Annotated in this window: 21 protein-coding genes; 15 read left to right on the top strand and 6 right to left on the bottom strand. The window is 74.0% G+C overall.

Annotated features, from left to right (window positions below; all coding sequences use genetic code 11):
• The first annotated feature begins 31 nt into the window (after nucleotides 1–31).
• The gene (locus ACWDBB_RS05515; protein ID WP_392868765.1) at nucleotides 32–301 is read left to right on the top strand and encodes a DUF2516 family protein; all 270 of its coding nucleotides are present in this window, start codon (nucleotides 32–34) and stop codon (nucleotides 299–301) included.
• Between the two features lie 127 nt (nucleotides 302–428).
• Here the strand turns inward: ACWDBB_RS05515 and ACWDBB_RS05510 are convergent, their stop codons facing one another.
• Complete coding sequence (locus ACWDBB_RS05510) at nucleotides 429–1,925, bottom strand: PP2C family protein-serine/threonine phosphatase (protein ID WP_449788325.1); 1,497 nt, start codon at nucleotides 1,923–1,925, stop codon at nucleotides 429–431.
• 234 nt (nucleotides 1,926–2,159) lie between these two features.
• Here ACWDBB_RS05510 and ACWDBB_RS05505 point away from each other — a divergent pair, with 234 nt between their 5' ends.
• A complete protein-coding gene (locus ACWDBB_RS05505; protein ID WP_449788324.1) occupies nucleotides 2,160–2,723 on the top strand; it encodes an O-acetyl-ADP-ribose deacetylase in 564 nt (187 codons plus the stop codon).
• Nucleotides 2,724–2,982: 259 nt separating this feature from the next.
• Here the strand turns inward: ACWDBB_RS05505 and ACWDBB_RS05500 are convergent, their stop codons facing one another.
• A complete protein-coding gene (locus ACWDBB_RS05500) occupies nucleotides 2,983–3,816 on the bottom strand; it encodes a class I SAM-dependent methyltransferase (RefSeq protein WP_449788323.1) in 834 nt (277 codons plus the stop codon).
• 214 nt (nucleotides 3,817–4,030) lie between these two features.
• Between ACWDBB_RS05500 and mshA the strand changes: the two genes are divergently transcribed.
• Nucleotides 4,031–5,404 carry a D-inositol-3-phosphate glycosyltransferase gene (gene mshA, locus ACWDBB_RS05495; protein ID WP_449788322.1) on the top strand — a complete coding sequence of 458 codons (1,374 nt, stop codon included), beginning with the start codon at nucleotides 4,031–4,033 and terminating at the stop codon, nucleotides 5,402–5,404.
• Between the two features lie 71 nt (nucleotides 5,405–5,475).
• Nucleotides 5,476–6,072, top strand: a complete 597-nt coding sequence (locus ACWDBB_RS05490; RefSeq protein ID WP_449788321.1) for a YbjN domain-containing protein — start codon at nucleotides 5,476–5,478, stop codon at nucleotides 6,070–6,072.
• Between the two features lie 9 nt (nucleotides 6,073–6,081).
• Here ACWDBB_RS05490 and ACWDBB_RS05485 read toward each other — a convergent pair whose 3' ends face one another.
• On the bottom strand, nucleotides 6,082–7,371 hold the full coding sequence (locus tag ACWDBB_RS05485; protein ID WP_449788320.1) for an MDR family MFS transporter: 1,290 nt from the start codon (nucleotides 7,369–7,371) through the stop codon (nucleotides 6,082–6,084).
• 149 nt (nucleotides 7,372–7,520) lie between these two features.
• Between ACWDBB_RS05485 and ACWDBB_RS05480 the strand changes: the two genes are divergently transcribed.
• Both ACWDBB_RS05480 and ACWDBB_RS05475 read left to right on the top strand, forming a co-directional pair.
• Nucleotides 7,521–8,279, top strand: coding sequence for a phosphoglyceromutase (locus tag ACWDBB_RS05480; RefSeq protein ID WP_449788319.1), 759 nt, complete (start codon nucleotides 7,521–7,523; stop codon nucleotides 8,277–8,279).
• A 276-nt stretch (nucleotides 8,280–8,555) separates the two neighbouring features.
• Nucleotides 8,556–9,152, top strand: coding sequence for a lytic polysaccharide monooxygenase (locus tag ACWDBB_RS05475; protein ID WP_449788318.1), 597 nt, complete (start codon nucleotides 8,556–8,558; stop codon nucleotides 9,150–9,152).
• 84 nt (nucleotides 9,153–9,236) lie between these two features.
• On the opposite strand, the gene ACWDBB_RS05470 is transcribed toward ACWDBB_RS05475, so the two are convergent.
• Entirely contained in the window at nucleotides 9,237–9,416 is a 180-nt protein-coding gene (locus ACWDBB_RS05470) for a hypothetical protein (RefSeq protein WP_030288526.1), read from the bottom strand.
• A 219-nt stretch (nucleotides 9,417–9,635) separates the two neighbouring features.
• Nucleotides 9,636–10,325 carry a phosphate signaling complex protein PhoU gene (gene phoU, locus ACWDBB_RS05465; protein ID WP_449788317.1) on the bottom strand — a complete coding sequence of 230 codons (690 nt, stop codon included), beginning with the start codon at nucleotides 10,323–10,325 and terminating at the stop codon, nucleotides 9,636–9,638.
• Between the two features lie 306 nt (nucleotides 10,326–10,631).
• On the opposite strand from phoU, the gene ACWDBB_RS05460 reads away from it, so the two are divergent.
• Complete coding sequence (locus ACWDBB_RS05460) at nucleotides 10,632–12,017, top strand: sensor histidine kinase (RefSeq protein WP_449788316.1); 1,386 nt, start codon at nucleotides 10,632–10,634, stop codon at nucleotides 12,015–12,017.
• Nucleotides 12,018–12,019: 2 nt separating this feature from the next.
• The gene (locus tag ACWDBB_RS05455; RefSeq protein WP_392867887.1) at nucleotides 12,020–12,715 is read left to right on the top strand and encodes a response regulator; all 696 of its coding nucleotides are present in this window, start codon (nucleotides 12,020–12,022) and stop codon (nucleotides 12,713–12,715) included.
• Nucleotides 12,716–12,816: 101 nt separating this feature from the next.
• On the opposite strand, the gene ACWDBB_RS05450 is transcribed toward ACWDBB_RS05455, so the two are convergent.
• Nucleotides 12,817–13,473, bottom strand: a complete 657-nt coding sequence (locus ACWDBB_RS05450) for a DUF461 domain-containing protein (protein WP_449788315.1) — start codon at nucleotides 13,471–13,473, stop codon at nucleotides 12,817–12,819.
• Nucleotides 13,474–13,900: 427 nt separating this feature from the next.
• Between ACWDBB_RS05450 and ACWDBB_RS05445 the strand changes: the two genes are divergently transcribed.
• The 7 genes from ACWDBB_RS05445 to ACWDBB_RS05415 form a co-directional block, all read left to right on the top strand.
• Nucleotides 13,901–14,383 carry a CarD family transcriptional regulator gene (locus tag ACWDBB_RS05445; protein WP_014136563.1) on the top strand — a complete coding sequence of 161 codons (483 nt, stop codon included), beginning with the start codon at nucleotides 13,901–13,903 and terminating at the stop codon, nucleotides 14,381–14,383.
• A 297-nt stretch (nucleotides 14,384–14,680) separates the two neighbouring features.
• Entirely contained in the window at nucleotides 14,681–15,436 is a 756-nt protein-coding gene (ispD, locus tag ACWDBB_RS05440; protein ID WP_449788531.1) for a 2-C-methyl-D-erythritol 4-phosphate cytidylyltransferase, read from the top strand.
• Entirely contained in the window at nucleotides 15,426–15,956 is a 531-nt protein-coding gene (ispF, locus tag ACWDBB_RS05435) for a 2-C-methyl-D-erythritol 2,4-cyclodiphosphate synthase (protein WP_449788314.1), read from the top strand. Before ispD ends, ispF begins: the two co-directional genes overlap by 11 nt.
• A gap of 141 nt (nucleotides 15,957–16,097) precedes the next feature.
• Nucleotides 16,098–16,493, top strand: coding sequence for a PPOX class F420-dependent oxidoreductase (locus ACWDBB_RS05430; RefSeq protein WP_449788313.1), 396 nt, complete (start codon nucleotides 16,098–16,100; stop codon nucleotides 16,491–16,493).
• A gap of 94 nt (nucleotides 16,494–16,587) precedes the next feature.
• Nucleotides 16,588–17,982, top strand: coding sequence for a cysteine--tRNA ligase (cysS, locus tag ACWDBB_RS05425; RefSeq protein WP_449788312.1), 1,395 nt, complete (start codon nucleotides 16,588–16,590; stop codon nucleotides 17,980–17,982).
• Between the two features lie 137 nt (nucleotides 17,983–18,119).
• Nucleotides 18,120–19,112, top strand: a complete 993-nt coding sequence (gene rlmB, locus ACWDBB_RS05420) for a 23S rRNA (guanosine(2251)-2'-O)-methyltransferase RlmB (RefSeq protein WP_449788311.1) — start codon at nucleotides 18,120–18,122, stop codon at nucleotides 19,110–19,112.
• Between the two features lie 204 nt (nucleotides 19,113–19,316).
• On the top strand, nucleotides 19,317–20,948 hold a 1,632-nt coding region (locus ACWDBB_RS05415; RefSeq protein ID WP_449788310.1), incomplete at its 3' end, for a DoxX family membrane protein.

Here is a 20,948-nt window from a genome sequence, read left to right as displayed (position 1 = left end):
GTGGGCGACCATCGCCATCCTGGCCTACAAGATGTTCGCGCTGGTCGACGCGGCCACCCGCCGGGAGGATGCCTACCGGGCTGCCGACAAGAAGACCAAGGGCTTCTGGGTGGCGATCCTGGCGATCTCCTTCGGCTGGGACTTCCTGTTCGGGGTGAACTTCTTCACCGGCATCGGCACCCTGGCCGGTCTGGTCGCCTCGATCGTCTACGTGGTGGACGTCCGCCCGGCGATCCGGGCGCTGACCGGGGGCGGTGGCCGGGGCGGCCGGAGCAACACCGGCCCGTACGGCCCCTGGTAGGCCCTGCGCCGGACAACGCGGCGGCCCGGGCGGTGAGTTCACCCGCCCGGGCCGCCGCGTTTGCGCGCCCGGGCCTTCGCGCCCGGGCCTTCGCACCCAGGCGTCCGCGCTCGCGCCGCCGAGCCCGTCAGCCGAGGATCAGCTGCACCGGGTTGCGCTCCAGCAGCAGCACCGCGACGTCGTCGGTCAGCGCGCCGCCGTTCAGCTCCTCGACCTCGGCGATGGCGCTGTCGACCAGCCGCCCCCGGGTCAGCCCGGCGGCCTGGTGGTCGCCGACCAGGTCCGCCAGCCCCTCCTGGCCCAGGCGGCGCGACCCGGCCCCGACCCGTCCCTCGATCAGCCCGTCGGTGTAGAGCAACAGCCGCCAGCCGGGCCGCAGTTCGAGCTCGTGGGCGGGCCAGGCGGCCTGCCCGTCGTGGCACGGAAGCAGGCCGAGCGCAGGCCCGGCGAGGTCGGCGGGCAGGGTGATCGGGGCGTGGTCCCGGCCGAGCAGCAGCGGCGCCGGGTGCCCGGCGAGGTAGAGCCGGGCCCGTTCGGCGGCGCCGAGCGAGTCGAGGTCGCTGCCGACCCCGCCGGGCTCGATGACCAGCATGCAGAGCGTCGCGAAGATCTCGTCGCTGCGCCGCTCGTGCTCCAGCACGTGCTGGAGGGTGGTGAGCAGGGCCTCGCCGGTGAGGCCGGCGAAGACCAGGGTGCGCCACGCTATCCGGAGCGCGACGCCGAGCGCGGCCTCGTCCGGGCCGTGGCCGCAGACGTCGCCGATCACGACGTGGACGGCGCCGTCGTCGGTGCGCACGGCATCGTAGAAGTCGCCGCCGAGCAGCGCGCGGCGGCGGCCGGGGCGGTAGCGCCGGGTGAAGGAGAGCCCGGCGCCGTCGAGCAGCGGGGTGGGCAGCAGGTGGCGCTGGAGGCGGGCGTTCTCCTGGCCGCGCAACTCGGCCTCGACCAGGCGGCGCTGGGACTCGTCGGCGCGCTTGCGCTCGACGGCGTAGCGCAGGGCGCGGGCGAGCAGCGGGCCGTCCGTCTCGTGCTTGAGCAGGAAGTCCTGGGCGCCGGCCGCGACGGCGGCGGCGCCGAGTTCGGCCCCGGCGGCGTCGGTGAGCACCACGACCGGGGTGTGCGGGGCCCGGCGGAGCAGTTCGTGCAGGCCCTCCAGCCCGTCCGAGGAGTCGGACGGGTGCGGCAGGTCGGCGGCCGCGGCGAGGTCGAGCAGCACGCAGCCGAACTCGGGGGTGCGGGAGCGGCCGCGCCGGGCCCAGGGCGCGGGCGGGGCGAGCAGTTCGGTGGCCTGGTCCAGGCCGCGGGCCCAGTGGATCTCGATCGAGGTGCCGCTGTCGGCCACCGCGGCCTTGATCAGCTGGGCGTCCGAGTCGTCGTCCTCGATGACCAGCAGCCGCAGCGGCGCGCCGTCGGCCGGTCCGTCCGCGGCCGGCGGGCCGGCCGGGTCGGAGACGTGGGACGGGTGGGAGGCGTGCGCGGCCCGTGAGCGGGGGTGGGGTATCGGAGGAGCCGTCGTGGCCGGTCCGGTCGTGGCGCGGCTGCGGGCATGACCGACGGGGGCGCCGTCATGGGCGCCCGACAGGTCCGCGGCACCAGGTGCCCGCCCGTCTCCCGTTGCGGGCATCGGTGGTTCCTCCCTTTCCCTGACTGCGTAACGGTCGGCGTCCGCCCGCAGTGCCCGCCTGGCACCGCGCGTCGGGGAACTTCTCGCGACCATAACGTGATCTCCGGGGATTTCTCTGGCCGACCGGCGCCGTTGTGGTTATTGCCACGCCGGTGGCGGTGTGGTGACTGGACGAGGACGGCGAATCGGCCCCGGCCCGGCGGGAGCCGGGCGGCCGGGGGAGAGGAACGGGCGATGACGACACGGATCACTCTGGCGGAGGGTGACATCACGGAACAGTCGGTGGACGTGGTGGTGAACGCCGCCAACTCGTCCCTGCTGGGCGGTGGCGGGGTGGACGGAGCGATCCACCGCAAGGGCGGGCCGCAGATCCTGGAGGAGTGCCGCAAACTGCGGGCCTCGCACTGGGGCAAGGGGCTGGCCACCGGTCGGGCGGTGGCGACGACGGCCGGGCGGCTGCCGGCCCGGTGGGTGGTGCACACCGTCGGGCCGGTGTACCGGGCGGAGGAGTACGAGGAGCGGGCGGGGCTGCTGGCCTCCTGCTATCGGGAGTCGCTGCGCACCGCGGCGGCGCTGGGCGCGCGCACGGTGGCCTTCCCGGCGGTGTCGGCCGGGATCTACGGCTGGCCGCCGGCGGACGCGGCCCGGATCGCGCTCGGCACCGTCGCGGAGGTGCTGGACGGCGGTGACGCGCAGGCGGGGGCGGAGCTGGCGGAGGTGCGGTTCGTGCTGTTCGGGTCGGAGATGTACGAGGTGTTCGAGCGGGCTCGGGGGGAGCTGTCCGAGCAGGACGGCTGACGGTGGAGCGTGGGGCGTGTTGCGTGGGGCGTGGTGCCGACCGAGCGGCGTGTGGTGCCACCGCTCGGTCGGCACCATCGTGGCGTGCCGGGGCGTCAACACGCCATAGGTATTCGATAACTCGTTCGAGTGAATGCGTCGGATCGCTCACCAGATCCGGCGTGCACCAACCTTCCGCGCGCTCCCGGGCCTGTCGCGAACTCCCGTGCGTCCCCGCGCTCGCAGGCTCCCCGGTCGGTCCGGTCCGGTCGGCCGCCCGCTACGGCGCGAGCGCCGACCAGGGCACCGTGACCTCGCCCTGCCGCCACCGGCCGCGCGCGTCCACCAGCGGCCAGCTGCCCGAGAGCGCCGCGCAGGCCGCCGCCCAGCGCTGCCGCGCCCCGAACGCCCCGTACGGCGCGGCCGCCGCCCAGGCCCGGTCGAAGTCGGCCAGGAAGGCGTGCACCGGCCGCCCCGGCACGTTGTGGTGGATCAGCGCCTTCGGCAGCCGCTCGGCCAGGTCGGAGGGCTGGCCGAGGCCGCCCAACCGGGCCGCGAAGGTCACCGTCCGGGGCCCCTCCGGGCCGAGCGCGACCCAGACGTGCCGCCGTCCGACCTCGTCGCAGGTGCCCTCGACCAGCAGCCCGTCCGGGGCGAGCCGCGCGCACAGCCGCTCCCACACCCCGGCCACCGCCGACTCGTCGTACTGCCGCAGCACGTTGGCGGCCCGGATCAGCTGGGCCGGCGCGCCCCCGTCCAGCGGCACCTCGAAGCCCCCGCGCCGGAAGGTGAGCAGCGGCGGCTCGGCGTACGGCAGCGCGGCGGCGACCCGCTCCGGTTCGATCTCGATCCCGACCACCCGGACGTCCGGCCGCACCGTGCGCAGGCGCCCGGCCAGCTCGACGGCGGTCCACGGCGCGGCCCCGTAACCGAGGTCCACCGCGACCGGCGGGCGGTCGGCGGCGCGCAGCGCGCGGCCCAGGGTGTGGGCGATCCAGCGGTCCATCCGGCGCAGCCGGTTGGTGTTGGTGGTGCCCCGGGTGACCGTTCCCACCGGGCGTCCGGTCCGTCCGCGGGCGGGCGCGGCGGGAGCGGGGTCGAAGGAGGCAGCCATGCCCAGAAGGGTAGTCGGGCCGCCGGGCCGACCGCGCTGACCTGGGGCGATGGTCCTCGGTCCGGCCGGTGGGCGGCGGCGGGAATGCCCCGGGCGGTCCGTGTGGTTGGCACACTGGTGGTGATGTGTGCCCAGGACGGGGCAGCGCACACCGGACAACGGGCGGCCCGGCGCGGGCGGCCTAGACGGGCCGCACAGAGGAGGCTTCAGCCAGGTGATCCAGCACCCCGTCCGTTCGGTACGCCGTGCCCAGTCCGCCGCCCCCGCGCGCGGCCGGCTCCAGTCGCTCGTCCCCGGCCGCCGCCGCCCGCGCCGGATAGCCATGCTGAGCGTCCACACCTCGCCGCTGCACCAGCCCGGCACCGGTGACGCCGGCGGGATGAACGTCTACATCGTCGAGCTGGCCAAGCGCCTGGCCGACCTCGACATCGAGGTCGAGGTGTTCACCCGGTCGATCTGCTCGGACGACGCGCCGACGGTCGAGCTGGCCCCGGGCGTGCTGGTGCGGCACGTCACCGCCGGGCCGTACGAGGGCCTGGTCAAGGAGGACCTGCCGGCCCAGCTGTGCGCCTTCACCCACGGGGTGCTGCGGACGGAGGCGGGCCACCGCCCCGGCCACTACGACCTGGTGCACTCGCACTACTGGCTCTCCGGGCAGGTCGGCTGGCTGGCCGCGCAGCGCTGGGGGGTGCCGCTGGTGCACACCATGCACACCATGGCGAAGGTCAAGAACGCCGCGCTGGCCGTGGGCGACACGCCCGAGCCCGCGGCCCGGGTGATCGGGGAGACCCAGGTGGTGGAGGCGGCCGACCGGCTGATCGCCAACACCACCGAGGAGGCCGCCGAGCTGGCCCGGCACTACGGCGCCCGGCCGGACCAGCTGGCCGTCGTCCACCCGGGGGTCAACCTGGACGTCTTCCGCCCCGGCGGGCCGCGGACGTCCGCCGCCGCGCGGGCCCGGCTGGGCCTGCCGCAGGACGCCGCGGTGCTGCTGTTCGCCGGCCGGATCCAGCCGCTGAAGGCCCCGGACGTGCTGCTGCGGGCGGTCGCCGCGCTGCTGGCCCGCCGTCCGGAGCTGCGCGAGCGCCTGGTGGTGCCGGTGGTCGGCGGTCCGTCCGGCACCGGGCTGGCCCGGCCGGAGAGCCTGCACAAGCTCGCCGCCCAGCTGGGCATCTGCGACGTGGTGCGGTTCCACCCGCCGGTCGGCCAGCCGCAGCTCGCGGACTGGTACCGCGCGGCGACGGCGCTGGTGATGCCCTCGTACAGCGAGTCCTTCGGGCTGGTCGCGCTGGAGGCGCAGGCCTGCGGCACCCCGGTGGTGGCGGCCGCGGTCGGCGGCCTGCCGGTCGCGGTGCGGGACGGCGAGACCGGCTCCCTGGTGCAGGGCCACGACCCGCTGGACTGGTCGTACGCGCTGGAGCCGTACGTCACCGACCGGGGCCTGGTGGCCCGGCGCGGCGAGGCGGCGGCCCGGCACGCGGCCGCCTTCGGCTGGGACACCGCCGCGGCGACCACCGCCGAGGTGTACGCCGGCAGCATGGCCCGCCCTGGCGGCCGGTTCGCCGGGGCCAGGCAGCGCCTGGCCTGAGGCCGCGAGCGGGTGAGGTCGGGGGGCGTCTGGGCTGCGCCCGCCCGGTACCGGCGAGTAACGTCACCCTCATGGCAATCCGCACCAAGGACGAGGCCCTGACCCTCCTGCGCACCGCCCTGGACGACGCCGGGGTGGCCTGGGAGCCGGCCGCCGCCGACCCGTACACGCTGGTGGCGGCCCTCCCCGGCACCCGGAAGCTGAGCACCGCCTGCGCCCTGCGGGTCGGCGACCACACCCTCTCGGTGAACGCCTTCGTGATCCGCCGCCCGGACGAGAACCACGAGGCCGTCTACCGCTGGCTGCTGGAACGCAACACCCGGATGTACGGCGTCGGGTACGCGATCGACGCGCTCGGCGACGTCTACCTGGCCGGCCGGCTGCCGCTGGAGGCGCTCACCCCGCAGGTCGTGGACCGGCTGCTCGGGACGGTGCTGGAGAACGCCGACGAGCCGTTCGACACCCTGCTGGAGCTGGGCTTCGCCACGGCGATCCGGCGGGAGTGGGAGTGGCGGACCAAGCGCGGGGAGTCCACCCGCAACCTGGCCGCCTTCGCCCACCTGGCCGCCCCCGCCCCCGGGGCCGACGCCCCCGCCCCCGGGGCCGACGCCCCCGCCCCCGGGGCCGACGCCCCCGCCCCCGGGGCCGACGCCCCGGACGCCGGCTGACCCGTCCGCTCAGGCGCCCGCCGGGGCCTTCTCCGGCTCCGCCGCGGGCGCCGCGATCTCCGTCGCCACGGGCCGGGGGCGCCCCACCGCGCCCGTCCGGCGGGCCAGCACCAGGTACCCGGCCGCGGTGGCGGTTCCGACCGCCCCGCAGGTCGTCCAGAGCACCACCGGCCCGGCGTGCTGGAGCAGCAGCCCGCCGCCCGCCGGGCCGAGGAACGAGGCGAGCGACCAGGAGAGGCTGAACACGCCCTGGTAGCGACCGCGCCCGTGGGCCGGCGCCAGCTCGGCGACCAGTCCCATCATCACCGGCGTGTTGAGGATCTCGCCGACCGTCCAGACCGCCACCGAGAGCGCGAACAGCCAGGCCGAGGACCCGGCCACCGCCGCCAGCCCGAAGCCCCAGCCGGTGAGCAGACAGCTGGCGATCAGCAGCCCGGTCCGCGAACGGCCCTGCATCCACCGGGTGAGCGGGATCTGGAGGACCACGATCAGCAGCCCGTTCAGGCCGATGACCAGGCCGTACTCGGTGGAGGTGATCCCGGCCGCGCCCATGTCCACGGCCAGCGTGGTGCTGCCCTGCTGGAAGACCAGCGCGAGCATCAGGGTCAGCCCGACCAGCGCCATGAACGGGGCGTCCCGGAACACCGAGAGCAGGCTGATCCGGGGTTCGGCGGAGTCCGCCGACTGGTCGGGGGCGACCTGCGGCCTGGTCTCCGGGATCCGGACGAAGATCACCAGCGCGCAGACCAGGGTGGAGAACGCGTCCAGCAGGAAGAGCGTGAGGTACCCGTGGGTGGCGATCAGACCGGCCAGGGCGGCCGAGAGGCCGAAGCCGATGTTGACCGCCCAGTAGTTCAGCGAGTACGCGCGGACCCGGTCCTCGGGCGGCACCAGGTCGGCGATGACGGCCGAGGTGGGCGGCCGGGTGGCGTTGTTGAACAGGCCCACCAGGAAGGCCACCACGGCGATCGCCACCTGGCCGTCCGTGAAGCCGAGCACGGTGGTGAACAGCGCGGTGCCGAGCTGGGCGCCCAGCAGCGTGGGGCGTCGCCCGATCCGGTCGGTCAGCACGCCCGCGAGGAGTGCCGCGGCGGCCGAGCCGAGGCCGAACAGCGAGGCCACCAGGCCCGCGTAGGAGGCCGAGTACCCCCGGTCCTTGGTCAGGTACATCGCCAGGAACGGAACGACGAACGCGCCCAGCTTGTTCACCAGGGTGCTCACCCAGAGCCACCAGAACTGGCGCGGCAGCCCGCCCGCCGTCTCCTGGAGCACTCTTCGGAACCGGGCGGTGACGAGCATGTGGGGGCTCCCGAGGGCAGGCGTCCGCTGAGCGGCGCGGGCAGGCCCGGTCAGCCGACGGATGTAAGTGTCAGATGCGCTGGGCACACATTACACAGCGGTCGTAGGTCCCCACCAGGGGTTTTCCGGCCCCCCACTAAGCTGGGGCCATGGCTGACACGACGTACCGACTCATCCTGCTCCGCCACGGCGAGAGCCAGTGGAACCAGAAGAACCTGTTCACCGGTTGGGTCGATGTCGACCTCAACGAGAAGGGCGAGAAGGAGGCCGCCCGTGGCGGCGAGCTCCTGGCCGCCGAGGGCCTGCTTCCCGACGTGCTGCACACCTCGCTGCTGCGCCGCGCCATCCGCACCTCGCAGATCGCCCTGGACAAGGCCGACCGGCACTGGATCCCGGTCAGCCGCAGCTGGCGGCTGAACGAGCGCCACTACGGCGCGCTCCAGGGCAAGGACAAGGCCCAGACCCTGGCCGAGTTCGGCGAGGAGCAGTTCCAGCTGTGGCGCCGCTCGTACGACACCCCGCCGCCGGTGCTGGCCGACGACGCCGAGTACTCCCAGGCCGGTGACGCCCGCTACGCCGAGATCCCGAGCGAGCTGCGTCCGCGCACCGAGTGCCTGAAGGACGTCGTCGAGCGGATGCTCCCGTACTGGTACGACGCCATCGTCCCGGACCTCGCCGGCGGCAAGACCGTCCTGGTCACCGCCCACGGCAACAGCCTGCGCGCGCTGGTCAAGCACCTCGACGGCATCTCCGACGAGGCCATCGCCGGCCTGAACATCCCGACCGGCATCCCGCTGGTGTACGAGCTGGACGCCGACTTCAAGCCCGTCACCCCGGGCGGCCGCTACCTCGACCCGGACGCCGCCGCGGCCGCGATCGAGGCGGTCAAGAACCAGGGCAAGAAGTAGGCCACTTGCCGCTACGGCCCCGCCGCCCGGGTAGACCGGGCGGCGGGGCCTTCGTTCGTTTTCGGTCGGTTCGAGGCCAACTCGATTGCTTGGCAAGGGAGTTGGGAAGGCCGGCAAAGTGGTTCAGACCATTGACGGGCTCGGCCGGCGGCTCCTACCGTGAGGCACCGGACCGGCGCAGGCATGCCAGGATCTCCCCCCGTCCGGGCCGCCGCACCCCCAACGCGCGCGTCTGCGCCCCGGCGCACACTCCATCCACCCCCACGGAGGAGCACCATGCGCACACACCACATCGTCGGGGCGGCCGTCGCCGCGCTGGCGATCCCGTTGACCCTCGCCTTCCCGGCCTCGTCCCACGGCTGGATCTCGACCCCGCCCAGCCGCGCCGCGCTCTGCGACACCCACGTCGACGGCGTCCCGTGGGACTGCGGCGACATCCAGTGGGAGCCGCAGAGCGTCGAGGGCCCCAAGGGCTTCCCGGCCCTCGGCCCCTCGGACGGCGCCATCTGTGCCGGCGGCAACGCGCGCTTCGCCGAGCTGGACGACCCCCACGCGGGCGCCTGGCCGACCACCCCGGTGACGGCGGGCCGGCAGCTCACCTTCACCTGGACGTTCACCGCCCGGCACGCGACCACGGACTTCCGGTACTACATGACCAAGCCGGGCTACGACGCGAGCCAGCCCGTCACCCGGGCCAACCTGGACCTGACGCCCTTCCTGACCGTCCCGTACGGCGGGGTGCAGGTGCCGAGCACGCTCAGCCACACCGCGACCATCCCGAGCGGGCGCACCGGGCACCAGGTGGTCGTCGCGGTCTGGACGATCGCCGACACCGGCAACGCCTTCTACTCCTGCACCGACGTCAGGTTCTGACCCCGCGAGGGGGCGGCGACACGAGCGAGGTGCACGGCCGCAGGAAGACCGTGCACCTCGGGGACTCCGTGGTCGGCGGGCCGCTCAGTGGCCACCGCAGCAGCCGCCGTCGGCTCCGCCGCACTGGCAGGGAGCGCCGGACTGGCAGCCGCAGCCGCAGCCCGGGCCGCAGCCGCAGCCGGCGGCGAGGACGGGGAGCAGCTTCGGGGCGGGCGGCTCGACGGTGTCGTGGGCGGTTGCCGGTCGGGTCGGGTTGGCCTTCATCGAGCTTCCCTCCTAAGGACGGGCGCACTCCTGTGCCCCCACCGTCGAGTGAAACCGCCGAACGGAGGGGGCGTCAACGGGCGCGCAGTGGTGGGGCGCACGGAGGACCGTGCGCCCGCACCACCCTCGTCACGGGTTTACACACCCCTCGGGGGGAGCCGGGGCGGCCACGGCGCCCGCCGGTACCGCCCCCGCCCCCGCCGGTGCCGGGACCGGCGGTCAGTCGACCGGCGCGGCCTCGGCGGCCTCGGTGGCGGCCACGAACTCGGCCACGTGCTCGCCCGTCACCAGGTACACCACGCGCTTGGCGACCGACACCGCGTGGTCCGCGAAGCGCTCGTAGTAGCGGCCGACCAGGGTGATGTCGACGGCGGTCTCGATGCCGTGGTGCCAGCGCTCGTCGATCAGGTGCGACAGCAGCTCGCGGTGCAGCGAGTCGATCGCGTCGTCGTCCTGCTCCATCTCCAGGGCCTTGTCGACGTCCTTGGTGGCTATGACCAGGCCGGCCTTGGCCACCAGGCGCTGGGCGAGCTGGCCCATCTCCAGGACGGTGGACTGCAGGTCGCCCGGCACCGCGGTGTCGGGGTAGCGCATCCGCGCGACCTTGGCGACGTGCCGGGCGAGGTCGCCGCAGCGCTCCAGGTCGGCGCTCATCCGCAGCGAGGTGACGACGATGCGCAGGTCGGTGGCGACCGGCTGCTGGCGGGCGAGGAGGTCGATGGCCCGGTTCTCCAGCTCGTGGTGGAGGTCGTTGACCTTCTCGTCGGCGGCGATCACGCTCTCCGCCAGCGCCAGGTCCGCGTCGAGGAGGGCGGTGGTGGCCCGGCCCATCGCCGATCCGACCAGCCGGGCCATCTCGACCAGGCTGTCGCCGATCGCATCGAGTTCCTCGTGGTACGCGTCGCGCATGTTCTCTCCTCAGTAGCTGTGTCGGTGGCGGTGCCGACCGGTCAACCCGTCCGACCGTCGTTCCGGCGTCCGGGAGACCGCTGCTGGTGGCGCGCATCGTACGCGCACACCCGAGCCGGTGGCCGCTGTTCGGCACACCGATCTGTCCCACACGGGCTGCCTGGCCAACTTTCCGCCGTCAGGGCGACGGTGCACGGCCGCTCCGGTGAATCGGCAGCTACCTGAAGGTGAATTCTCGGCAACGCGTGGTCGATGCCTTGATCCCAGGCTTGGGGAGTGCCCTGGCCGTGCGCTTACGCTGGCCACATGGACGTGAACGTGGCCGCCGCCGCTGCCTGTGCCATAGCCGGGCTCGGCGTCGGCCTCACCGCCTCCATCGCCTTCCGCTGGAGCGAGCGCGAGCAGGCCAAGGGCAGGTACAGCGGAACCGGCGGCAGGAACCCCGGCCGGTACCAGTCCCTGGGCACCGGCCACCCCGAGCCGCCGCTGCCGCCCGGGGTCGACACCGTACTCTCCGTGCTCCGCTCCTGCGCGATCGTGCTGGGCGAGGGCGACGAGGTGGTCAAGGCCAGCTCGGCGGCGTACGCGATGGGCCTGGTGCGCGGTGGCGCCGTCGCCGTGGACCAGATGCTCTCGCTGGCCCGCTCCACCCGCCGGGACGGCGAGATCCGCCAGGTCGAACTGGAGGTGCCCCGGCCGGGCGCGGCCCGCGCGGCGGAGCCGCTCGCGGTCTCCGTCCGGGTGGCCCCGCTGGGCTCCCGACTGGTGCTGGTGCTGGTCGAGGACCAGACCGAGCGGCGCCGGGTGGAGGCCGTCCGCCGGGACTTCGTGGCCAACGTCAGCCACGAGCTCAAGACGCCGGTCGGTGCCCTGTCGCTGCTCTCCGAGGCGGTCGTCGACGCGTCCGACGATCCGGAGGCGGTGCAGCGCTTCGCCGGCCGCATGCAGGTCGAGGCGGCCCGACTGGCCAGCCTGGTCCAGGAGATCATCGACCTCTCCCGGGTCCAGGACGACCGGCTGATGGTCGACCCGGAGCCGGTCGCGGTGGACGAGCTGATCGTCGAGGCGATCGACCGCTGCCGCCAGCAGGCCGCCGCCAAGCAGATCCTGATCGCGGCGGGCGGCATCGCCGGCCTCTACCTGCACGGCAACCGCGGCCAGCTCGCCGCCGCGCTCGGCAACCTGGTCGAGAACGCCGTCAACTACAGCCCGCCCCGCACCCGGGTGGCCATCGCCACCCGCCGGATCTCCAGCGCCGCGGCGCTCGGGGAGGCGGACGGCGAGCTGATCGAGATCTCGGTCACCGACCAGGGCATCGGCATCTCCGAGAAGGACCGCGAGCGGGTCTTCGAGCGGTTCTACCGCGTCGACCCCGCCCGCTCCCGGGCGACCGGCGGCACCGGTCTGGGCCTGTCCATCGTCAAGCACGTCGCGGCCTCGCACGGCGGCACCGTCTCGGTGTGGAGCGTCGAGGGCCAGGGTTCGACCTTCACCGTCCGCCTGCCCGCCGGGCGGGCCCCGGTGGAGGACGAGCCCGACGACGAGTTCGACGACGGGACGGACCACGCGCCGGGCGGCGACCCCGCCGCACCCCCGACCCTCACCACGGACCGCAAGGCCCGTTCGCTCCCCGCCGGGGAGCGGGAACAACACCTGTCAGACACAACCCCTCAGCTTGCCCCGGAGGCCTGATCGTGACCCGAGTACTGGTGGTCGAGGACGAGGAGTCGTTCAGTGACGCCCTCTCGTACATGCTCCGCAAGGAGGGCTTCGAGGTGGCCGTCGCCGCCACCGGCCCCGACGCCCTGGAGCAGTTCGAACGCAATGGTGCCGACCTCGTCCTGCTCGACCTGATGCTGCCGGGCCTGCCCGGCACGGAGGTCTGCCGCCAGCTCCGGGTGCGTTCCAACGTCCCGGTGATCATGGTGACCGCCAAGGACAGCGAGATCGACAAGGTCGTCGGGCTGGAGATAGGCGCTGACGACTACGTCACCAAGCCGTACTCCACCCGCGAGCTGGTCGCGCGGATCCGCGCGGTGCTGCGCCGCCGCGGCGAGGACGGCGGCGCGGGGGACAACGGCAACGGCCCGGGCGCCCTCGAGGCGGGCCCGGTCCGGATGGACGTCGACCGCCACGTGGTGACGGTGGACGGCGCCAAGGTCGACCTGCCGCTCAAGGAGTTCGACCTGCTGGAGATGCTGCTGCGCAACGCGGGCCGGGTGCTCACCCGGATGCAGCTGATCGACCGGGTGTGGGGCGCGGACTACGTCGGCGACACCAAGACCCTGGACGTCCACGTGAAGCGCCTGCGGGCCAAGATCGAGCCGGACCCGGGCGCGCCGCGCTACCTGGTCACCGTCCGCGGCCTGGGCTACAAGTTCGAGCCGTAAACCGCCCCGACCACGCGGAAGGCCCCCGCCGGCAGCAGCCGGAGGGGGCCTTCGCGTCGCTCAGGCGGGCCAGGGCGGGCCCACCGGAGCGGAGTGCGGCGTCAGTGCGCGGCCGGGGCGGTGGTGCCGGCCGGGACGGCGCCACCGGTGGTCGGCGCGCCCGGGGTGGTGCCGGCGGCCGGGGCGGTGGCACCGGGGGTGGTGGTCTTGGCGGGGGTGGCGGTCGGCGACGGGGTCGGACCGTAACCCTGGTAGAGGCCGTGGCCGTGCTCGCCCGAGTCCGGGCTCACGGCGGCCTGGGCCTCGACCTTCTGGCCGTCCTTGAAGGTGAAGACGGTCGGGGCGAAGCCGCCGACGTGGACGGTCGCGGAGGAGGCGGTGGCGGTCGGGTTGCCCTGACCGCCGATCGCCACGGCTCCGCCGGCCGGGACGACGATGCCGGACAGCGGCGCGCCGGCGGCGTCCGCGAAGGTGGTGGCGGCACCGCCGACGGTGACGGACTGGAGCTCGGCCGGGGTGTCCGCGGTGTTCGCGATGTTCACGACCACGTTCGCGGGACCGGTGTGGTCGCCGACGGCGCCCTGACCGGTGACGACCACGATGTTGTTCAGTCGGAGGTGCGTTCCGATGGTCGCCGCCGCGTTGTCCGGCTTGATCTGCAGGGTGTCCGGCGTGTTGCCGGCGGCGCAGGAGGACAGCGAGGCGATGGCGATGGCGGCGATGGCGGCGATGCTGCCGCGTCGAAGGCTGCGGCTCACGGCGGCGGCTTCTCCTAGGTCACGTGTCGGTAGGTCAGGTCTCAGATTATCGACCTCGTTTATGCGCTCCTCACGGGGTGGTCCCCGTGTCGCGCTCCCGGGGCCCGCCGGGGGCCGTCCGGCGGTACGGTCGGCATGTTCGGGTCACGTGACGGACAAGCTTCGACCAAGATCGAATAACGATTCGGCCGCGACCCGGAAAGGGGTGAAAGCTCAAGATCCAATCACGGTTGCGGGGGTGTTGCGCAAGGGTTTCGCCGAACCCCGGAACCGCCTCCGACCTGCGGGAAGCCCCTCTCGAACACTGGTCGCAGCACGTCATGGGGGTCCTTGTCAAGCCCCGAGACCGGCCCTGACCTGCGAAAACGCCCTTCGGGTGGGCCGAGAAGCGTGTTATTCTGGAAAGCCACGGAAGGGGTCCTGTCACATGACGTTCAAGGTTGGCGACACGGTGGTCTACCCCCATCACGGGGCCGCGCTGATCGAGGCCATCGAAACTCGCCAGATCAAAGGTGTGGACAAGACCTACCTGGTGCTCAAGGTGCAGCAGGGAGACCTGACGCTCCGCGTGCCCGCCGAGAACGCGGAGTTCGTCGGCGTGCGCGATGTAGTCGGCCAGGAGGGTCTGGACCGGGTCTTCGAGGTGCTGCGGGCGCCGTACACGGAAGAGCCGACCAACTGGTCCCGTCGCTACAAGGCGAACCTGGAGAAGCTCGCCTCGGGCGACGTCATCAAGGTCGCCGAGGTCGTCCGCGACCTGTGGCGCCGCGAGCGCGAGCGCGGCCTCTCGGCCGGCGAGAAGCGGATGCTCGCGAAGGCGCGCCAGATCCTCGTCAGCGAGCTCGCGCTGGCGGAGAACACCAACGAGGACAAGGCGGAGACGCTGCTCGACGAGGTCCTCGCCTCGTAGCGCACGCCACCGCAGTGCGGTCGGGCTGCCGCCCAACGCTCACAGCGCCCGGTGCCGACGCACCACTCCGCGGACGAACCGTTCGCGAGTGGTGCAGTGGCACTTCGGGCGCTGAGGCATGTCCGGACCACGCCACCCGCCCCAGCCGGCCCAGGCCTGCAAGAGCGTTTCTGCACCCGTTGTCGTGCGGAGCTTGCGGAGCTGTGCGGCGGGCGGTGGACCGTGGTTCTTCGGAAGGGGCCCGGTGCGCCCGCCGGGCACGCCATGGCCATACCCACTTCGCCGAAGGAGTGAAACCTGAACGCGTCAGGAGCAGTCGCAGCAGCAGTGGTGCCCGCCGCCGGACGCGGTGAGCGGCTGGGGCCGGGGGCCCCGAAGGCCCTGCGGGAGCTCGGGGGCGTGCCGCTCCTGGTGCACGCCGTCCGGGCCCTGGCCCGCAGCCGGGCGGTCGGCCTGGTCGTGGTCGCCGCGCCCGCCAACGGGGTGGCCGAGGTGGTCGCCCTGCTGGACAGCCACGGGCTGGACGACAAGGACATCCGGGTGGTGGCCGGCGGGGCGACCCGCCAGGAGTCGGTCCGGCTGGGCCTGGCCGCGATCCCGGACGAGGTCGGGATCGTGCTGGTGCACGACGCGGCCCGCCCGCTGGTCCCGGTCGAGGTGGTGGACGCCGTCGCGGCCGCCGTCCGGGCCGGGGCGCGGGCGGTGGTGCCGGCGGTGCCGCTGGCCGACACGGTGAAGCGGGTCGAGCCGAACCCGGGTGGCCCCGAGCCGGTGCTCGACACGCCCGAGCGCGCCACCCTTCGCGCGGTGCAGACCCCGCAGGGCTTCGACCGGGCCACCCTGGTCGAGGTGCACGCCAAGGCGCTGGCCGATGAGAGCGCGGGCACCGCCGACGCGCCCGCGGTCACCGACGACGCCGGCCTGGTCGAGCGCTACGGCGGCCGGGTCGTCGTGGTGCCCGGCCACGAGGAGGCGTTCAAGGTCACCCGTCCGCTGGACCTCGTGCTCGCCGAGGCCGTACTCGCCCGCAGGAGGGCCGCCGATGCCTACTGACCCGACGACCGCCGCTCCGGTGCCCGCCGCCCCGCAGGCCCCGGTGATCCCCCGCGTCGGGATCGGCACCGACGTGCACGCCTTCGAGGCCGGCCGCCCGCTCTGGGTGGCCGGGCTGGAGTGGCCGGACGCCGGGATCGGGCTCTCCGGGCACTCGGACGCCGACGTCGCCGCGCACGCCGCCTGCGACGCGCTGTTCTCGGCCGCCGGGATCGGCGACCTGGGCGCCCACTTCGGCACCGACCGCCCGGAGTGGGCCGGCGCGTCCGGGGTGAAGCTGCTCGGCGAGGCGGCCCGGCTGGTCCGCGCGGCGGGCTTCGAGATCGGCAACGTCTCGGTCCAGGTGATCGGCGTGCGGCCGAAGATCGGCAGGCGCCGGGCCGAGGCGCAGGCCGCGCTGTCCGAGGCGGCCGGTGCCCCGGTGTCCGTCTCCGGCACCACCACCGACGGGCTGGGGCTGACCGGCCGGGCCGAGGGTCTGGCCGCGATCGCCACCGCCCTGGTGTACGAGCGGCGTTGAGCCGGCCGCGCCGAGCGGCGGGAAGAAACCGTCCCTGACGGGTGTTCACCCGGTGTCCGCGGGGCCCGAGTCGCTACTGTTCGGCTCGGGCCCGTACGGGACTTCCGCTCGGGCCGCACCGCCGACGAGAAGAGGTAAACCGTGTCCGCCCAGCTCTCCGACCGCGCCAAGGCCCTGCTCGACACCAAGAGCTTCGCCGTGGTCTCCACGATCCAGCCCGACGGCAGCCCCCAGTCCACCGTGGTCTGGGTCAAGCGGGAGGGCGACGACATCCTGTTCTCCACCGTCCAGGGCCGTCGCAAGCACCTCAACCTGGTGCGGGACCCGCGGGTCTCGATCCTGATCAACCCGGCGGACAGCCCGTACGAGTACCTGGAGGCGCGCGGGGAGGTCTCGATGACCACCGAGGGCGGCCGGGAGCTGATCGACGAGCTGGCCGGCAAGTACATGGGCCAGGACAAGTACACGATGGACGGCCCGGACGACGTCCGGGTGACCGTCCGGCTCGCCCCGAGCAAGGTGCTCGGCAACATCTGAGCCGCGTCCGCGGCAGCGTCCGACCCCGCCACAGCCCACCGTTTCCCGGGGGAATGTGGCGGGGCACCCCCTGCTGCCCACTACGCTTGACGCTGTGAGCATTCGTCTGTACGACACCAGCACCCGCCAGGTACGCGACTTCGTCCCGCTTGTACCGGGTTGTGTCTCGATCTACCTGTGCGGCGCTACCGTCCAGTCGGCGCCACACATCGGGCACATCCGGTCCGGGCTCAACTTCGACATCATGCAGCGGTGGTTCGCCTACCGCGGCTACCAGGTGACCTTCGTCCGGAACGTCACCGACATCGACGACAAGATCATCGCCAAGGAGCGCGAGCTCGGCACGCCGTGGTGGCAGATCGGCTACCAGAACGAGCGCGCCTTCAACGACGGCTACGACGCGCTGGGCTGCCTGCCGCCGACCGTCGAGCCGCGGGCCACCGGGCACATCCCCGAGATGATCGAGATGATGCGCGGGCTCATCGAGACGGGCCACGCCTACGCGGCCGACGGCAACGTCTACTTCGACGTCCGCTCGTACCCGGACTACCTGGCACTCTCCAACCAGAAGCTGGACGACCTGCGCCAGCCCGAGGGCGAGGGCGAGACCGGCAAGCGGGACCAGCGCGACTTCGCGATGTGGAAGGCCGCCAAGCCGGGCGAGCCGAGCTGGGAGACCCCGTGGGGCCGCGGGCGGCCGGGCTGGCACCTGGAGTGCTCGGCGATGGCCCACAAGTACCTGGGCGCCGCCTTCGACATCCACGGCGGCGGGCTGGACCTGATCTTCCCGCACCACGAGAACGAGATCGCCCAGTCCAAGGCCTACGGCGACGACTTCGCCAACTTCTGGGTGCACAACGCCTGGGTCACCATGGCCGGCGAGAAGATGAGCAAGTCGCTGGGCAACTCGGTGCTGGTCTCCGAGATGGTCCGGGCGTGGCGGCCGATCGTGCTCCGCTACTACCTGGCGGGCCCGCACTACCGCTCGATGATCGAGTACAGCGAGGAGTCGCTGCGCGAGGCCGAGGCCGGCTTCGGCCGGATCGAGGGCTTCGTCCAGCGCGCCGTCGAGCGCTGCGGGACGGTCGACGCGGCGCCCGAGGTGCCGCCGGCCTTCGCCGAGGCGATGGACGACGACTTCGGCGTGCCGCAGGCGCTGGCCGTCGTGCACACCGCCGTCCGCCAGGGCAACAGCGCCCTGAACGCGGACGACAAGGAGAGCGTGGTGGCGCGACTCGCCGAGGTCCGTGCGATGCTCGGTGTACTGGGCCTCGACCCGCTCGACCTGCAGTGGGCCGGGGCGGAGCGCGGCGAGGACCTCCACGGTGTGGTCGACTCGCTGGTCCGCCTGGTCCTGGACCAGCGGCAGGCGGCGCGCGAGCGCAAGGACTTCGCCACCGCGGATGCCATCCGCGACCAGCTCGGCCTGGCCGGGCTGGCGATCGAGGACACCCCGTCCGGCCCGCGCTGGACGATCAACAGCCAGTAACCCCATCCGACGATCGGGGTGATGGGTGGGCCGTACCGGACCGGTACGGCCCTCCCGCATGACGTAGCGCATGCCGTCGACCGCCACCGGGCAGACCGGGGCGGCCGGGGCATGCCGGACAGACAGGAAGTACAGCCATGGCCGGCAACAGCCAGCGCAGGAACCGCCGCAACCCCGGATCGAAGAAGGGCGCGTCTGTCGGTACCGGCGGGCACAGCCGGAAGGCCCTCCAGGGCAAGGGCCCGACCCCTCCCGGCGAGGAGCGCAAGGGCCACCCGAAGCAGCGCGCCGCCAACGCCGCGCTCAAGCGCGAGCGGGACGCCAAGGCCCGGGCCGGAATGCGCCGGGCCGGCGGCGGCGGTCGCGGCGGCCGCGGCGGTGCGGGCAGCGCCGAGCTGGTCTTCGGCCGCAACTCCGTGGTCGAGGCCCTGCAGGGCGACGTGCCGGCCAACGCGCTGTACGTCCAGCAGTTCATCGACACCGACGACCGGGTCCGCGACGCCTTCCAGGCCGCCAACGACCGCGGCATCCCGCTGATGGAGGCCCCGCGGCCCCAGCTGGACCAGATGACCGGCGGGATGAACCACCAGGGCCTGGTGCTCCAGGTGCCCCCGTACGAGTACGCGCACCCCGAGGACCTGCTGGCGGACGCCGCCGACGCCGGCCAGGACCCGCTGATCATCGCGCTGGACGGCGTGACCGACTCGCGCAACCTGGGCGCGGTGGTCCGCTCCGCAGCCGCCTTCGGCGCGCACGGCGTGGTCATCCCCGAGCGCCGCGCGGCCGGCATGACCGCCGGTGCGTGGAAGACCTCCTCCGGCGCCGCGGCCCGGCTGCCCGTCGCCCGGGCCACCAACATGACCCGCACCCTGGAGGCCTACCAGAAGGCCGGCCTGATGGTGGTCGGCCTGGCCGCCGACGGCGAGGCCGAGATCGGCGACCTGGACCTGCTGAACGGGCCGGTCGTGATCGTCGCGGGCAGCGAGGGCAAGGGCCTGTCCCGCCTGGTCTCGGAGACCTGCGACATGCGGGTCCGGATCCCGATGTCCGGCCTGACCGAGTCGCTGAACGCCGGTGTCGCGGCGGGCATCGTGCTGTACGAGGCCGCGCGGCTGCGGGCCAAGCGCTGAGCACCGTCGGGCGCCGCTGAGCGGCGCCCGGGGCCCAGCACGGCCGGGGTCCGGAACGCAGGCGATCTTCCGAATTCCCCGCAAACAGAGTGAAGGCGATCGGGCCCGACCGGGCCCGATCGCTTTTTTCATGATCACTTCAAGTGTGTGCCGTCCATCCACTCGGGAGAGTGTCCTAAGCGGCCGTCACCCGGTTAGACGGGCGTGGACACCAGAACACCTCGGCGCCCCCTGTTCGGCGACGGCAGCACCGGGATAGACGCGGGCCCCGGCCTCAACACCGTCAAGGTGGAGTCGGACCCTTCGCGGCTCAGCAGCACCCAGGCGAGCTTCCGGCTCCGGCTCGGCGCCCCGGTGGCGCCGCTGATCGAGGCCCCGGCCGGACTGCTGTCCACCGGCGCCGCGTTCGGCGACCCGTACGCCAACCAGGGCCTGATCCGCCGTCCGCTGGTCACCCCGCAGGTCGTCGTGCCCGCCTCCGCCGTCCCGGCGCTGGCCGGGGCCGGGGCCGGCGGCGCGCCGCGCCGCAAGGGCCGGGTCACCGCCGTCACCTGGACCGGCCAGGCGCCCCCCGGGGACATGGCGGCCACCCGGCTGCTGGAGGCCGTGCGCGGCACCCCGGCCGGCGGCGTCCGCCTGGCCGAGGCGGACACCCAGGTGCTCCCCTCCCTCGCGGGCGTCAGGACCCTCCCGCGCCAGCCCCGCGAGGGCGCCGGCACCGCCACCCACGCGGGCGTCGGACCGGTCGGCGAGCCGCACGGCTGGGCCCCGAGCGGCGAGCTGCCCGAGGTCTCCGCCGCCGACGCCGAGGGCAGGCAGCCCTGGTACCCGGGCCGCCGGGTCGACCTCGGCCTGGTGCTGCTGCCGCTGCGCGCCGTCCTCGGCTCGCTCTCGGTCTACGCCGGGTTCAGCAAGCTCTGCGACCCGGTGTACTTCGACGGCGGCGAACGCGGCTCGATGATGCGCTGGCTCTCCTCGCTGCACCCCTGGAAGGTCGCCGAGCCGCTGCTGGCCTTCGCCATGGCGCACCCGGTGGGCGCCGGCCTGGTGGTGTCGTTCACCCAGATCGTGGTCGGCGTGCTGACCGTCCTCGGCCTCTGGCAGCGGTTCGCCGCCGGTGCGGCGATGGCGCTCTCCGCCGCGCTGCTGTTCACCGTCAGCTGGCGGGCCGTTCCGGTCTACGACACCCCGGACCTGATCTTCCTCGCGGCGTGGAGCCCGCTGCTGATCGCCGGGGCGCCGTTCGCCTCGCTGGACGGGCGGCTCAACCTGGAGGCCTGGCGCCGGTTCGGCGCGGACGCGCCCGGGGCGCTGCGCCGCCGGGTGCTGCGCCGCGGCGCCGTCGTCACCACGGTCGTGGTCGGGCTGACCCTGCTGCTCGGCTCGATGCTCGGCGCCGCCGTCCGCACCGGCGCCCGGGCGCACCAGGCGCCGGACCGCCCGGCCACCGACTACGGCACTCCGGTCTGGCCGTCCGGCAGCCCGTCCGGCGCCCCCGGCGGCAAGGGTACGTCCACCACGCCCCCGCCCGCCGCGCCGCGCCCCGCCACCCCCACCCCGAGCGCGACCACCCCGCCGCCCGGCACGCCGTCCGCCAAGCCGGCCACCCCCACGCCCAGCGGCAAGGGGCACCCGGGCAAGGCGGACGCCGGGTCGGGCACCTCCCCGGCCGCGTCGCCCCCGGCGGGCGGCTCGGGCGGCACCGCTCCCGCGTCGCGCGGCACCCCGGGCGCCGGCGGCGCGGGGTCGGGCTCCAAGGCCAGCCCGAACCCCGGCGGGCTGCTCGGCGGGGTGCTGGGCAGCGCGCCGCTGCCCGACCTGTCCGGCGGTCGGGCC

This window comes from Kitasatospora sp. NPDC001095, assembly GCF_053598615.1.
This window is presented reverse-complemented; position numbering and strand designations above follow the sequence as displayed.